At 64.8% G+C, this 14,887-nt stretch carries 7 protein-coding genes; all 7 read right to left on the bottom strand.

Features of this window, described 5'->3' with window-relative positions:
- Positions 1-45 precede the first annotated feature (45 nt).
- Positions 46-1,323: an Nramp family divalent metal transporter gene (locus DOM45_RS17785; protein WP_240612452.1), complete on the bottom strand. Its 1,278-nt coding sequence runs from the start codon at positions 1,321-1,323 to the stop codon at positions 46-48.
- Positions 1,324-1,540: 217 nt separating this feature from the next.
- Positions 1,541-8,821, bottom strand: coding sequence for an ESPR-type extended signal peptide-containing protein (locus tag DOM45_RS17780; protein ID WP_110602686.1), 7,281 nt, complete (start codon positions 8,819-8,821; stop codon positions 1,541-1,543).
- 313 nt (positions 8,822-9,134) lie between these two features.
- Positions 9,135-9,842 (bottom strand): response regulator transcription factor, encoded by a 708-nt coding sequence (locus DOM45_RS17775; protein WP_205909497.1) that lies wholly within the window; start codon positions 9,840-9,842, stop codon positions 9,135-9,137.
- On the bottom strand, positions 9,839-11,716 hold the full coding sequence (locus tag DOM45_RS17770; RefSeq protein WP_162302639.1) for a sensor histidine kinase: 1,878 nt from the start codon (positions 11,714-11,716) through the stop codon (positions 9,839-9,841). Before DOM45_RS17770 ends, DOM45_RS17775 begins: the two co-directional genes overlap by 4 nt.
- Before the next feature lie 142 nt (positions 11,717-11,858).
- A complete protein-coding gene (locus tag DOM45_RS17765) occupies positions 11,859-12,563 on the bottom strand; it encodes an HAD family hydrolase (protein WP_157958465.1) in 705 nt (234 codons plus the stop codon).
- An 80-nt stretch (positions 12,564-12,643) separates the two neighbouring features.
- On the bottom strand, positions 12,644-13,423 hold the full coding sequence (locus tag DOM45_RS17760; protein ID WP_110602681.1) for a slipin family protein: 780 nt from the start codon (positions 13,421-13,423) through the stop codon (positions 12,644-12,646).
- 63 nt (positions 13,424-13,486) lie between these two features.
- Positions 13,487-14,857 carry an NfeD family protein gene (locus DOM45_RS17755; RefSeq protein ID WP_110602679.1) on the bottom strand — a complete coding sequence of 457 codons (1,371 nt, stop codon included), beginning with the start codon at positions 14,855-14,857 and terminating at the stop codon, positions 13,487-13,489.
- Between the last annotated feature and the right edge of the window lie 30 nt (positions 14,858-14,887).

Below are 14,887 nucleotides of genomic sequence, written 5' to 3'. Positions count from 1 at the left end.
GCGGCGAGAGTCTGTCGGGCGCTTGCGCGCGCGTCCCCTGAGAGCCTACAGCAACTCGAAGGCCAACACATAACCATTCAGCAAGATGATGATCGCGGCGATGACGCATCCCAGTGCGGTCACCCAGCCACGGCTGGTCAGATTCCCCATCACCCGGTGCTGTGCGGTGAAGTGGATCAGGGGAACCAGCGCGAAGGGTATCCCGAAGCTCAACACGACCTGGCTGGCGACGAGCACCTGCTGCTCCGGGAATCCCAGCATGATCACCGCGATCGCCGGCAGCATGGTCAACAGACGTCGCAGCCACATCGGAATGGTGAAGCCGACGAACCCCTGCATCACCACCTGCCCCGCCATCGTGCCGACGATCGACGAGGAGAGCCCCGCCATCAGCAAGGTGAAACCGAACAGGGTGCTGGCAAGGTCCCGGTTCATCAGTGGCGCCAGCAATTGATAGCTCTGCTCGATCGACGCGATGCCGGTCCGGCCGTTATCGAAGAAGACCGCCGCCGCCAGTGCCAGCATCGACAGGTTGATGATCCCGGCGACCCCCATACCGATGATCACGTCCCAGCGGTAGTAGCGCATCGCGCGGCGGCGCTGTTCGTCGCTGTGGGTCGCCACCCGGCGCTGGGAGAGCGACGAGTGCAGATAGATGACATGCGGCATCACGGTCGCGCCGAGGATGCCTGCGGCCAGGAACACCGCGTAGCCATCCGGGAACTGCGGCAACAGCAAGCCCTGCAGCGCCGGCGCGGCGTCGGGCCGCCCCATGACGATCTGGATCACGAACCCTGCCGCCACCGCCATCAGCATGCTGCCGATGATGATCTCGAGCAGGCGGAAACCGAATCGCTGCATGTAGAGCGCCGCATAGGTGATCGCCCCGGTGAGCAGTGCCCCCTCGAGCATCGACATGCCGAACAGCAGGTTGAAGGCCAGTGCGGCACCGAGGAATTCCGCCAGGTCGGTGGCGATCGCCACCAGCTCGGCCTGGACCCAGTAGAACCACACCAGCGGCCGCGGATAGCGCTCTCGGATCATCTCCGCCAGATTCTTGCCCGTCGCCAGGCCGAGGCGAACCGACAGCGTCTGGATCAGCATCGCCATCAGATTGGCCCACAGCACGACCCACAGCAGAACGTAGCCGTAACGTGAACCCGCTTCGATGTTGGTGGCGAAGTTGCCTGGGTCAATGTAGGCCACCGCCGCGATCATGGCGGGGCCGAAGAACGGCAGGAAGCGCGACAGCGCCGATCGACGGCGGCCGCCGGCTTGCACTGCCTCGCTCCCGTTGCGGGACTCGATAACGCTGTCGGACACGATGGAACCCTGGAATTCGTCAACGAACCGGCGCGATTACGCCCCGGTTATCAATTTAAACCTTGGTTGATAAGATATACCCGAGTTACCAACGATACAATGCATGGGCGTGATGAGTTGTTTCAATGATGTTGGCATGCCCGGCCGAATCGACGGGTCACGCCAAAAGTTGGGCGCCATTTCGGCGCCCGTTGTGTGGCATTCTGCGATTTGCCGATCAGAACGTTTTCGACAGTTTCAAGAAGCCTCCATCGCTTCGGTAACCGTCTCCGTTGGCACCGCGATACTCCAGACGCGCCTCGAAGCCGCTATCGCTTGCCAGCGATACACCGGCGCCGTACTTGGCCAGCGTATCTGGCATGGAGACGGTCGAGCTGAAGCGTGAAGCGCTCTCCGCACCCTTGAAGTCGGCACGGCTCTCCCACTCATCCGCGCTGGAGAAACTCACCCCGGCCTCACCAAAGCCGGAGAGCGTCCAGGCATTTCCGACTGACAGGCCGGCCCCGAACTCCAGCGCCGGCGTCGTGATCAACGCCGTCTGGCTACTCTCCTCGACCTCGAGATCCAGGATACCGGCACCATTCTCGTCATAACCCGAGGCGCGCACGTGCACCAGGTCGAGATCGAGTTTCGGTTTCAGGTAGGCCGCGCCCAGCGACGCCGTATAGGCAGCGCGCAGGCGTGCCCCGACGGTCGTGATATCGGTGGTGCCCTCGGCCGTGGCGTCGAACGCGGGGATCCGGATGTGGCGCTCCGTATCATATTCGCCGTAGCTACCGGTCAAGCCAGCGGAAAGCGCCAGATTGCCAATGTCACGGGTCAATGACACGCCGGCATAGCCAGAGGTGCCATCGGCGCTGGAGAGTCCGTCGCGCCCATCCACGTCGGCATCGCCGCCGCCAGCGGTGAACCCGAGTGTCAAATCCGGCGCGACGCGAATCTGGCCGCCGAAGCCGACACCGTGAATGTCACCGCGATACCCGCCGGTGCCGTCCTGGCTAATATTGGCGTCGGCTACACCGGCCCAGAAACAGTGGCCACCATCCCGCGACACCACGGCGCCGGCGCGCGCGCCGCAGCTCATGGCATCATCCAGCCAGCCACTCGTCTGCAGCGTCTGCGCCGCGGCAATCGCCTGTGCGCTACCCATTGACATCGATGCCAGCCCCCGAGCGTAGCTCGCACCGCCATCAGCATTCATGGAGAGGGCATTGACCTGACCCAGCAGCGGCGCGAAGCCGTTGGTCGCGCCATCGACAAACAGCGCGTCCAGCCGCTCGCCTACCGCGCGCTGGTTGGCGTCGAGATCGGCGAAAGCCGTACCGAAGCGCGTGCGCGCCACCTGGATGCGTGCGCTGCCGCCGACGATCTCGCTGGTGAAATCGACCGCCGGGGTATCAGCGGCCTCGAGGGTACCGGTCGTGCTGCCCGAAACGCTGAACACCTCGAGCGCTTGGGTCGGTGCCAGGGTCGAGGCGAGCACTTGTAACTCGCCTGCGAGCGTGGCGTTCCCCTGAATCTCGAGACGGTCGGCAATACCCCGCTCGAAGTCGGCAGCCACGCTCAATCGCCCACTCTCGGTCTGCTCGAAATCGCCTTCGAGCGTGGCCGTGTTGCCAATGCCCCCACCCTCTGCCACGGAGGAGAGCACGCCCACGGTCCCGGCGTTGACCAGGTCCGCCTGCGACACGTTCTCCAACAGCCAGGTCGCTCCGCTGGCGTTGTCGACCTGAATGCTGGGTCCGGGCGGCGCGGCCAGCAGCGCCAAGGATGTCACCTGGGCAGCGCTGGCTACATCCGTCGACAGCGTGTTCGCCGGCGCCATGCTCGAGGACACCGTGCCGCCGCCGTCCGTACTCTGAGTGCCACCGTAGGCGAGAACGGCACCATAAATGGCGCCCTGATTGTGAATCGCCAGGGTCGGCAGATAGGAGGCCTCGGTAACGAACAGAACCGCAGAGCCGCGTACCGTGCCATCGGTCCCACCGCCGGCACTGACGACGCCTCCCGTGCCCACGTTCAGAACGTTGTTCTGCCCTTCGCTGAATGCGACGGCGGCACCGTTCTTGCTGCCACCCACGACCTGTCCATCGACGCTCACGCTGATCCGGCCGTTGTATTTCGGGCCCATGGATTGCGCGAAGATGCTGTAACTATTGGTGCCGGAAGTCACCAGAGAACCACTTTGCGTCACCGTAACCGCCCCGCCAGCCCCAGCGTTGTTTCCCGTGGAACCCGCGTGCAACACACCGTCGCTGCCACCATACAGGCCGCCGCCGCCGCCGATCGACTGGGCGATGATGCCGTAGGCCCCATCGCCTGACGTTGCGATGTCGCCGTTGACGTTGACCTGGACATTGCCACCGTCGCCTGTGGGTCCATCTTTGCCACCAAATCCTGGTCGGCTGGTCGAGATGGTATTGCCGCTGATGTTACCGGCGATACCACCGCCGCCGCCCACCGACTGCGCGATGATCGCGTGGGCACCCTCACCGGACGTGGCGATGCTGCCACTGGTCACATGAAGAGATACCTGTCCGCCGTTACCACTGGCGCCCGCGGCGTCGGAACCCAGTTCAACGCTCAGCAGGCTATCGGTGTCGGCTGCACCACCCACACCGCCACCACCGCCGATGGATTGCGCGACGATGCCGAACGCACGATCGCCGAAGGTCTGCAGTTGTGTTCCCGTCGTCAGGTCGACTTTACCGCCTTTTCCCGACGCACCGCCGCGTCCGCCGACCGCCACCTCGAGGTCCAGATCGAGGCGTTTTTCGGATTGTGTCGTGCTGCCGGCACCGCCCACACCGCCGCCGCCGCCGATGGACTGGGCGAAGATACCGTAGGCGTCGTCGCCAAGGGTCGCCACGCGACTGAAGCTGCCGCTGCCGATGGTAATGTTGCCACCGTCACCCGCCGCACCGCCGGAAGCGCCGAAGCCGCCACCGACGGAGATCTTGCCGTTGGCACTGTCCGAGCCATCGCCGGACTGACCGCCACCGCCACCAATCGACTGCAGCAGCATGCCGTGTGCGGCATAGCCAGCGGTGGTTATTTTCATCCGCGAGCCGGTATCGTTGAAGAAGGTGTTGATCGTCCCGCCGTCGCCGCCCGCGCCGCCCTGACCACCAACCGCCATCGAGAGTTCGGCCTTCGCCGCCGAGCCCGCCGCCAGCGCGGTTCCTCCCGTGCCGCCGCCGCCGCCGATCGACTGCAAGACGATGCCATCAGCCCAGTCACCCTGGGTGGCGATCGTAGTATTGAAAACGAGCGCCGAGTCGCCGCCGATGTCACCGCCGTGACCCCCGCTGCCACCATTGCCGCCAACCGCCGCAGCCAGGCCGAAGGTCATCGGTTCCTCATCGTTCGAATCGTCGTCGCTCGAATCATCAGCGTCGCCGATATCGCTGCCGGCAGAACCAGCCAGGCCACCGCCTCCACCGATCGACTGCAGCAGTACGCCGTCGGCGTCGCCGCCCCGCGTCGTGATGTTGCCGTTGATGCCACCCTTGGAGACGATGTCGCCGCCCAGATTGCCGGAGCCACCCGTGGCCCCCACGGCGAGTTTCACGCCGGTGGTGATCTCGGTCGGATCGCTACCCTCTTCGGGCGTCGCGGAACTCTCTCCCCCTTCGGCTTCCGGGGTTTTTTCTCCGCTGCCCTCGCCGCCACCGACCGAAAATCCGACATCGAGACCGATCGTTCCGCCTTGTCCGGTACCGCCGCCACCACCGACCGACTGCGCCACGATACCGCGGGCCCCCGAGCCATGGGTGGCTACCGATGTGCCGGAGGCCAGACTGACATCGACGTCGTGACCGACACCACCGCTACCACCGCGACCACCAAGTCCGATACTGGCCTTGACGCTGACACCGCCGCCGATTTTCTTGTCACCCGAATTGCCGATGCCACCATCGCCGCCGCCGCCGCCGATCGACTGGGCCACGATAGCGTTGGCGTTATCGCCGTAGGTCTCGATACGCGCGCTGTCGGCAAGCGTCACATGGACCGATCCGGCCGAGCCACCGGCGCCGCCGGAAGCGCCGAGCGCGGTCGAGACATCGACCGACGCCGTATCGGCCAGACCGACAGAGCCGGCGAGACTCGAGGCCGAACCGCCGTCGCCGCCGCCGCCGCCGACCGACTGCGCCAGAATGCCGTGCGCGCCGTCGCCGCCGGTCATGACCGTTGACGCACCAGCGAGCGACGCGGTCGCGGAACCGCCGTCACCGCCGGCACCGCTGAGCCCGCCAAGCGCGGTACTGACAGCGACGGCAAACGACTCTCCCTCACCCGTTGGCGCGGCCACGCTCAACGCATCGGCCACCGAGCTGCCACCGGAGCCGCCGCCGCCGCCAATCGATTGCACCGTGATGCCGTGAGACGAACCCGCGTCGGCGCCGAGCGGGTTGCCATTGGCGTCGAAGCCCGTCTGGACTCGGGTGTCATCCAGTGCCACGCTGGCCTGATTGCCCGAACCACCGGTACCGCCGCTGCCACCCAGCGAGTTGTTCAAGGTCAGACCGACCGAGGCGTCGTAACCCGTCGCACTGCCGCCGGTGCCGCCACCGCCGCCAATCGACTGCACCAGGACCGCGCCAGCGTTGGCGCCAGCGGTCGTCACGAGACTATCGATCAAGTCAAGTGAGCTCTTTCCACCGACAGTGCCGGAACCGGCACTGCCACCGATCTGAATGGCCAGGGGGGTGCCGATATTGAGCGACATCGTGTTGCCGCCATTGCCGCCGCCCCCGCCTAGGGACTGAACGATCAGGCCTTTGGCATTCTGGCCCGACGTCGATAGCTGCAGCGCATCGAAATAGCCACTCGCATCACCGCCAGCCCCGCCGCCGGAACCGCCGCCGCCAATCTGCAAGGTCGCAATGGAGAGCGCCGAGACGGCATCGACGCTGCCGCCGTTGCCTCCGCCACCCCCTATCGACTGAACGATCACGCCATGAGAAAAATCGCCACCGGTGACGATCGCACTACCCTCGTCGCTCTGCGGCGCCGCCGACCCGGTATCCGCTGCCGGGCCGTTAGGTCCGGTGGTGACTGGCACGCCGTTGCAACCCGCGTAGGTGTTGGTCGCGCAGGCGGTGAGACCGTTGCCACCTGCCTCGCCCGAACCGCCAACGCCGATGCCGGCGAGCACCGAGGCATCGAAGGCATCGCCACCATTTCCTCCACCACCACCGATCGACTGGGCTACCAGACCATAGGCGTGATCACCAGCGGTGGAGACAGTCCCCCCCACGGCGAAGATCTCGGCCTTGCCCCCCTGGCCGCCGCTGCTGCCACTACCACCGACCGCCGCCATTCCGACGGCTCCCCCTCCGACCCCGCCACCGCCGCCGATCGCCTGAGCGACGATGCCCGAAGCGGCGTTCCCCGATGTCGTGATGTCTCCACTATTGGTGACGTAGGCGGTTTGCCAGTTGTTCGCGCCGGCCCCGGCGGCACCGCCAACGGATAGGACGCCCCCCGAGGCGCCCGCCGCACCACCACCACCGGCAATCGATTGCGCGAGGACGCCGATCGAGTAGTCGCCGCTGGTGGTGATGTTGCCACTATTATTCTGTTCGACATCGGCAGCGGATCCGCCGCCGCCGGCGTTTCCGCCAAGCGATATCACCCCGGTACTGATGCCTCCCGTGCCGCCGGATCCGCCGATGGCCTGAGCCAGAAATCCGTAGGCGTGATCGCCACTCGTGGTGATATCGGCACCGCTGGTCGTGGTCGCTTTTTCGGCATTGCCGCCGTTACCGCCGTTGCCTCCCGAACCAAAGAGCACGCCAACGAAATCGTCGCCCGTCCCACCGCCCCCGCCGACCGAGTGCAGCGTGATACCCGCGGCGTAGTCGCCCTGGGTCTCGATCTGCGTGCCCGACGTGGCGTAGACACCGACACTGCCGCCGTTGCCTCCTTTTCCGGCCGTTCCCGCGTTGCTGCCGCCGATGCCACCGATCGACTGCGCCAGCAGGCCGTAGCCGCGATCGCCATCCGTCTTGACGGTGCCATCGTCCAGAAGATTCAGCTGAATTCTCCCGCCGTAGCCGCCGGTGCCCCCCTTCGACTGGCTGTGGCCGTTGCCGTTGCCGCCGTTACCGCCATAGGAACGCGCGACGATACCACTCACGTTCTCGCCCGAGACCGCGATCCTGCCGGCCGTGTGGGTGATCACAGTCACGCCGGAGGTATCCGCTTCTCCCTGATTGCGCTGGGCACTACCCGCCCCCCCGATGCCGCCTGTGGTCTCATCGTGGGAGTTTCCCCCGTTGCCACCATGGGACAGTGCCAAAATACCGGCGGACTCGTAGCTACCCATTGCCGTATTGCCGGTCTTGACCAGCGTGATGTCACCGCGGTTGTCGATCGTGATCTCGCGGCCATCCTCGCCCTTGCCGCCGTTATCGCTATTGTCTTCCGAGCCGCTGCCATTGCCGCCGCTGCTGCGGGCGAATATCCCCTGCACACCGTAGGCGCCATTGCCGTTCTCACGGTAATAGAGCGTAAGGTCTGCCTGATTCACCACGCTGATCATGCCACCGGTACCGCCGGCGCCCGCCTGGCCCGTGCCATCCGCGCCATCGCCGCCGCGGCCCCCGATCGACTCGGCACTGATCAATCGCGCAAGATCGCTGCCCTCGAAGACATCGGATGACGACCCGATGGTGATCGGCGCCCGGTTGAGAACGGTCACGGTCTTGCTATCTCCCCCGTTGCCACTCAACTGATCACCGAGCACTGCACTGTTGAAGGGACCACCGTTACCCGCCTTGCTCTGCGCGAACAGCCCCGCGACCATACCGATACCACCGAAGTCGGCGTTACCCTCGATCTCGATAGCAGAGTAGTTGTTGATCGTGATGAAACCGCCATCGCCGCCACGGCCGCCATCGGCACCCTGGTCGTCCGGCTCGACCCCATTGCTACCCGTCCCCTGGGCACGAATGGCGAAGACATGTTCCGGAAAGTTGTTACTGCCAGAAAGGTCGCCACTGATATGGATGGTGGCGCTATCGTTAGTAATGTTGCCGTCCTTGTCGACCACCCCGTTATTGATCGTCAAGGTGCCAGCCGGATAGCCCGCAGGATGCTTGTCGCGGGATGGCGTGCCGCCACCGACATAGTAGTAGAGGCCGTATATCTCTTTATTCGCGCTCAGCCTGCGCGTCTGGGCGACCGTATTGGTGACGGTGTAGTCGGTGCCACCGGCGTTCCAGGCGACGACCTCCTGACCATTCTGGTTCTCATTGATGGTGCAGTGGGTCTCGGTGTTGTAAGGGATAGAGCTGCACTGCTCCGCCCACGCGGCAGGGCTCGATATCAGGCAGCTCATCACTAAACCGATACCGCTGGCCATCCGGGGAGCGACACCAGCCCGCGATGCTGGCTTGTCGGTGCCGGATTTGCGACGTGCGCGACTCGCCTCCGAGGCCGCCTGCCAGGTTTTTTTGTTGTGATTCCAGACGACTCGATAGACTCGATTCATGACAAATAATCTCCACCACGGTTTATAGTTCCCCGCGGCGGAGCGTCACATGTAACGAACGGTGACCGTCAGTCTCGATTCTCTCAGAACTCTCGAATGCAGCGCACTTTCATGCGAAAAATCGAAAAGACCAGAAATATCACACTGGGTGTCCAGCGAACTCAGATGACTTTCGGGTGAAGCGCGCCTGAGGTCCGGGAAGCACATGGCGCGTGTGAACGGGTAGCGCCAGCGACCTTGTGAGTGGCTCTCGGAATGGCGGCAAGTGGCATCGAAACGGCCCGGCTGTCGCTAAAATACCTCGACGCGTGGTCTAAACCGCGCTCCCCGCGAAAACGATGCCGCGACCGAAGATCGTGCGTATGGGAATGGGGATATCCTCCCGGCGGGCTTTCTGCCGCAGGCGACTCAGGATCACGTCGATGCGGTGCAGATCCGGCTCTGCGGCATGCTCGAACATGAGGTCATGCAGCGCCTGACGCGTGAATACCTGGTTCGTCGACGATAATAGAATCGACAGTAGCGCGCTCTCCTGGCGAGAGAGCGGAAGCGCCTTGCCACCGGGCCCAAGCAGACGTTCTCCGGATGGCGACAGGGACCACCCCTGCCAGCCAGGTTCGGCGGCGCGGGACTCGGTGGTAGCGCCGTGCTTGAGCCGTCGATTCAGCTGCACCAAGGCGTCTGCCAGCTGCGCGAAATTGATGGGTTTGACCAGAAACAGGTCGGCTCCCAGATTGAGCCCGCGCAGGCGATCCTGCTGATCTCCCCGCGCGGTGATCACGATCGAGCCATAACCCCCCAGCTCGTGCAGAAACTGGACGATGCTGAACCCGTCCTCTCCCGGCAAGCCCAGATCGACGAGCACGATATCGACATTCTGTCGATGCAGCAGCTTCCAGAAGGACTCCGCACTGCCGGCCCCCCAGGCCGGGAACCCCTTGTGATTGAGATAGAACAGCAGCTCTTCGCGGAGGTCTTCGTTATCCTCCACGACCGCGATTCTGGGTAGCGACTCGATCACTCCCCACCTCCTTTCCCTGCATTCCAGGGCATCGTGAACACGAAGCGACAGCCTGTCGATGTGTTGGCGGCGAGAGCCAGCTCACCGCCGTGGGCACGCGCGATCTGGCGGCTGACATGCAGTCCCAAGCCGAACCCGGGGCGCGTGCCGGTCGAGGATTCGGCTCTGCGGTAGCGTTCGAAGATGATGTCGACCTGGTTCACGGGAATGCCTCCGCCGCGATCTTCCACCGCCAGCGTGAACCGCTCTCCGGCTCGCCGACACTCGACCCGAATGATGCCACCGGCACTATATTTCACCGCATTGTCGATGACATTGGAGAGCGCTATACGCATCAGGGCGGCGTCGATCCAGGGTCGCTCGCCGGACGGCATACCGCCTTGCGCTGCGCCGTACGCCAGGTGTTCGAGTTCAAGCCGGCAGCTGTGGTGATCGGAGAAATGGATGAGCGCCACCGCCGAGTTCACGATCTCGGCCAGATCGGCGGGCCGGCAGTCGAGGTGCAGGTTTTCGGCATCGAGCCTGGCATCGACGAGGCAGTTATCGGTCAACTGAATGAGTCGATCATTGGCTCTCTCGATGCGGCTGTGGCGCTGACGTATCTGCGCCATGTCGGTTGCGTAGCGCAAGTTCTCCAGACAGCCGGAAGTCACCGCCAGAGGCGTTCGAAACTCATGGGCGACCATACCCATGAATTGACGCTGGTTGAAGCTCGCTTCGCGTTCGATCATCAGGTCTCTGGCCAGCCGCTTCTTCTCCCTGGCCTCGCGATATTGCATGCGCACCTGGTAAACGGCCACGCCCATGACCAGCAGCATGTTGACCACCAGTGAATATTGCCAGGCACGGTAGAAGACGATTTTGAAAGGCACCCGACCTGCCAGTACCAGCAGACCGTAGAGTGTCAAGGCCGTAACGATGAAGGGTCCAATACTCAACGCGAAAGATAGCGTTCTGAACCCCTCCTTGCCCCAGACACGCAAGCAGTACATCAAAAAGAGAATGCCAATGAAAAAGTGAAGCGTCGTCTGCAGGCGAATCGCCTGACTATAGAAGCCCAAGGGTATGCTCAGCATCAGCGGCAAGCAGAGGAAGCAGGTCCCGACAAAGGTCCGATAGAGCCACGGCACGCGGTCGCGCAGATCGATCGCTTCGACCGGCATCCACAACAGGGATGCCGACATGAGCAGGGCCAGTACACTGATCAGGTAATGCTGAAACAGGATTCCCAGCCCGGGCAGCGACCAGGCGACGAAACCCTCTATCGAGGCCATCATGGCATAGGGAATGGCCATGAAGGCCACCGACCATAGCAGGCGGTTGCGCAAGAGGATCGCCAGTACCAACGCCAGCAGCGTCGAGAGCCCTGCCAGCCCGAAGTAGAAGGCGTAGTAGGCCGACGAGCGCGTGGCATGGATCATGAATTCCTCAGGTTGCCAGAATCCAAGCCGCAGCAGCAGGGAACTGGTCGTCGCGACTCGCATCACGATCTCGTAGCCCGGCGCGCTCGGCGGCGGCGCTATTTTCAGAACGGGAAAGCGATAATCCAGATCTCCTCTGGGCGCCGCGAGCGTATCTCCGACGCGCCGCTGGTGCCAAGGTCCGCTTCCCGTCAGGGGGCGATAGTAGACGCGAATGTCATCGAGAAAGTTGGGCTTGATCTCCAGCCACAGCGGTGCGCCATCGAAAGCGTCCGCCGCGAGGGTGAAGCGCAGCCACGCGACCTCGTGGGTATAGCCCCGCGACAGGACCTCCCTCGCGGGTTTTCCGTGACGCGCGATCTCGGACACGGCTTCACGCAGTGAGAGCCGCCCCGTGGGGTCGCTCCAGACGCGATAGGGGATATCGCTTCCCAGCCAAAGCGGTGCGGCCACGGCCGACGGCAGGGTTAAGACAGCCCACCCCGCCAGTGCGCAGAGGAGCGCGGAGCGCCATACGAGACGAATGGCAGAAAGCGAGCGCTGGGGCCCCGTCACCCCGCGTTTCCATCCGCGGTCCCGGGGTCGCGCGTGGGCATCAACGCCACTGTAGGATCGGCCAGCCGCGCGCCTCGGCGGTCTCCCGCAGGCGGGCATCCGGCTGGGTGGCGTGGGGGTGATCGACGAATTCCAGCAGCGGCAGGTCGTTGTAGGAGTCGCTGTAGCCCCAGGTCTCCCAGCCTTCGGCAAAGCCGGTGTCGTGGGCGTCGAGCCACTGGGCGAAGGCGTCGAGCTTGCCGCGCTGGTAGGTCTGGATGCCGGTGGGCTCGCCGGTGAAACAGTCGCTGGCATCCAGCTCGGGCAGCGTGGCCAGCGCCCCGTCGGCCCCGACGGCGTCGGCGATGGGTCCGACCAGGTGATGCATCGAGGCGGAAATCACCAGAGTGGCATGGCCATCCCGGCTATGCTGCTGCAGCCGTTCTACCCCGGGCCGCATCAGCCGCGGGCGGACCGAAGACTCGACGAACGCCTCGACCTGCTCGCGAACGCTCTGGCGCGAGCGGCCAACGAGCGGCGCCAGCGTGAAACGCAGATGATCGGTCATGTCCAGCGTGCCGGCATGGTACTGCTCGTCGTGGGCACGCATCTGGGCCAGCAGGCTGTCGCCATCGGCGACCCAGCCACACGCGATGATCCACTCCAGCCAGAGGTGGGTGCAATCGCCGTCGAGCAGGGTGTCGTCGAGATCGAAGATGGCCAGGGCGGACGGCGGGCGTGACGGAAGAGGTCGTGACGTAGCCAAGCGTGACTCCGGTTCAATCGGCTGAGGATGACGTCAGGATACACGCTGGCGCCGCGACGGACAGCGTCCGCCAGCGTCGATCAATCGTCCTCCTTCGGGGCGGCCGCGCCGGAGAATCCCCTCATCGTCTTGAACGCTTCCATGATGTCCATCGGCAGCGGAAAGACGATGGTGGAGGCGTTCTTGTTGCTCATGTCGCTCATGGTCTGGAGGTAACGTAGCTGCAGCGCCGCCGGATTGCGCGACATGATGTCGGCCGCCTCGACCAGCTTCTCGGCCGCCTGCTGCTCGCCCTCGGCGTGGATCACCTTGGCGCGGCGCTCGCGCTCGGCCTCGGCCTGACGGGCGATCGCCCGAATCATGCTTTCGTCGAGGTCGACATGCTTGATCTCGACGTTGGCGACCTTGATCCCCCAGGCTTCGGTCTGGGTATCGATGATCTCCTGGATATCGTCGTTGAGCTTGTCGCGTTCGGAGAGCATCTCGTCGAGATCGTGCTTGCCCAGCACCGAGCGCAGCGTGGTCTGCGCCAGCTGGCTGGTGGCGTTGACGTAGTTCTCGACCTGGATGATCGCCTTCTGCGGATCGACGACGCGGAAATAGAGCACCGCATTGACGCGCACGGTGACGTTGTCCTGCGAGATGACGTCCTGCTCCGGCACGTCCATGGTGATCACGCGCAGGTCGACCACCTGCATCTTCTGGACCACCGGAATCAGGAAGAACAGCCCCGGCCCCTTGACGTCCTGGAAGCGCCCCAGGAAGAACACCACGCCACGGCGATATTCCGGCAGGATCCGGACCGACGCCAGCAGCAGCAGAATCAGCAGTACCACGGGTACCAGATAGGCGAACATCATCTCGTCTCCTTCCTGCAGGACAGCCTTGCGCCTCGTCCTGGCGACGGGCGTGGGGCCTCGGTTTCAGTTCGATGTCGGCGGACGCGCGACGCCGGTCGGTTCGACGCTGACGGTCAATCCGTCCAGTGCCGTCACCCGCAGCTTGTCACCCTTGTGAATTCGGGCCTCCCCGCGGGCCCGCCAGCGCTCGCCATGCAGCAGCACCTTGCCGCGCCCGGCGGCAAAGTCCCCCAGCGCCACCGCCTCGGCCCCGATCAGCTCCTCGCGACCGGTCAACGGGATCCGCCGGCGCACCCCCATCAGGCGTATCACGCCCCACAGCAGGAAACCGGCCGCCACCAGCGCCGTGCCGCCGATCAACGGCCACGCCACGGCGCTGTTGGCCTCCTCCATCAACAGGATGGAACCGATCACGAAGGCGGCGATACCGCCCACGCCGAGCGCCCCGAAGCTGGGCAGGAAGGCTTCGCCGACGATCATCACCAGGCCGAGCAGGACCAGCCCCAGCCCCGCCAGATCGATCGACAACACCTGGAAGGCGAACAGCCCCAGCAGCAGGCTGATGGCGCCGACCACGCCCGGAACGATCGTGCCGGGACTGGCGAGTTCGAACACCAGCCCGTAGAAGCCGATCAGCAGCAGCCCGTAGGCAATGGTGGGATTGGCGATGAACGACAGCAGCGAGGTGCGCCAGTCCGGCAGTTCTCGAACGACCTCGATACCCTCGGTGGAGAGCGTGCGCGTGCCGTCTTCCAGCGTCACCCGCCGGCCGTCCAGCTGCGCCAGCAGGTCGTCGAGATCCGTGGCCACCAGATCGATGACGTTGCGATCCAGCGCCTCCCGCGCCCCGAGGTTGGCCGCCTCGCGCACCGCCTGTTCGGCCCAGTCGGCGTTGCGACCGTGGCGTTGTGCGTAGCCGCGGATCGTGGCCACGGCATCCTCGACCATCTTGCGGTGCATCGCCTCGTCGTTGGCGTTCTCGCCCGCCGTGTCTCCCAGCGTCACCGGCGTGGCGGAGCCGAGATGGGTACCCGGTGCCATCGCCGCTATCGGGCTCGCGTAGAGCAGATAGGTACCCGCACTGGCCGCGCGAGCACCGCTCGGCGTGACGTAGATCGCGACCGGCACCTCGGAGACGAGTATGGACTGGGCCAGCCGGCGCATCGACTCGACCTGGCCGCCGGGCGTATCCAGTTCCACGACCAGGAGCGCGGCCCCCATCGACTCGGCCTGGCGAATACCGCGCTCGACGTAGTCCCGGGTTGCCGGATTGATGCTGTCATCGAGGGTGAGTACCAGCGCCCGCGAGGCGGAGGAAGCCTGCACCAGCGCCGCCAAGGCCAGCAGCCCGCCTACCACCAGGCAGGCGAGCCAACCAGCGCGGCGCTGACGACGCGTCGGGAACCTGCGAGTACCACCCGTCGAATGGAACATACCCGCAGCGTAGTCAGTTTTTCGTGTCGA

The organism is Salinicola lusitanus, from assembly GCF_003206045.1.
In the GTDB taxonomy this organism is placed as follows: Bacteria; Pseudomonadota; Gammaproteobacteria; order Pseudomonadales; family Halomonadaceae; genus Salinicola; species Salinicola lusitanus.
Note: the sequence above shows the minus strand (reverse complement) of the source record. Positions and strands in the feature narration are given on the sequence as shown.

What these genes read in the sequence shown, in the direction of transcription:
- DOM45_RS17780 (WP_110602686.1), bottom strand. Translation starts at nt 8,821, where the DNA reads ATGAATCGAGTCTATCGAGTCGTCTGGAATCACAACAAAAAAACCTGG.
- DOM45_RS17760 (WP_110602681.1), bottom strand. Translation starts at nt 13,423, where the DNA reads ATGATGTTCGCCTATCTGGTACCCGTGGTACTGCTGATTCTGCTGCTG.
- DOM45_RS17755 (WP_110602679.1), bottom strand. Translation starts at nt 14,857, where the DNA reads ATGTTCCATTCGACGGGTGGTACTCGCAGGTTCCCGACGCGTCGTCAG.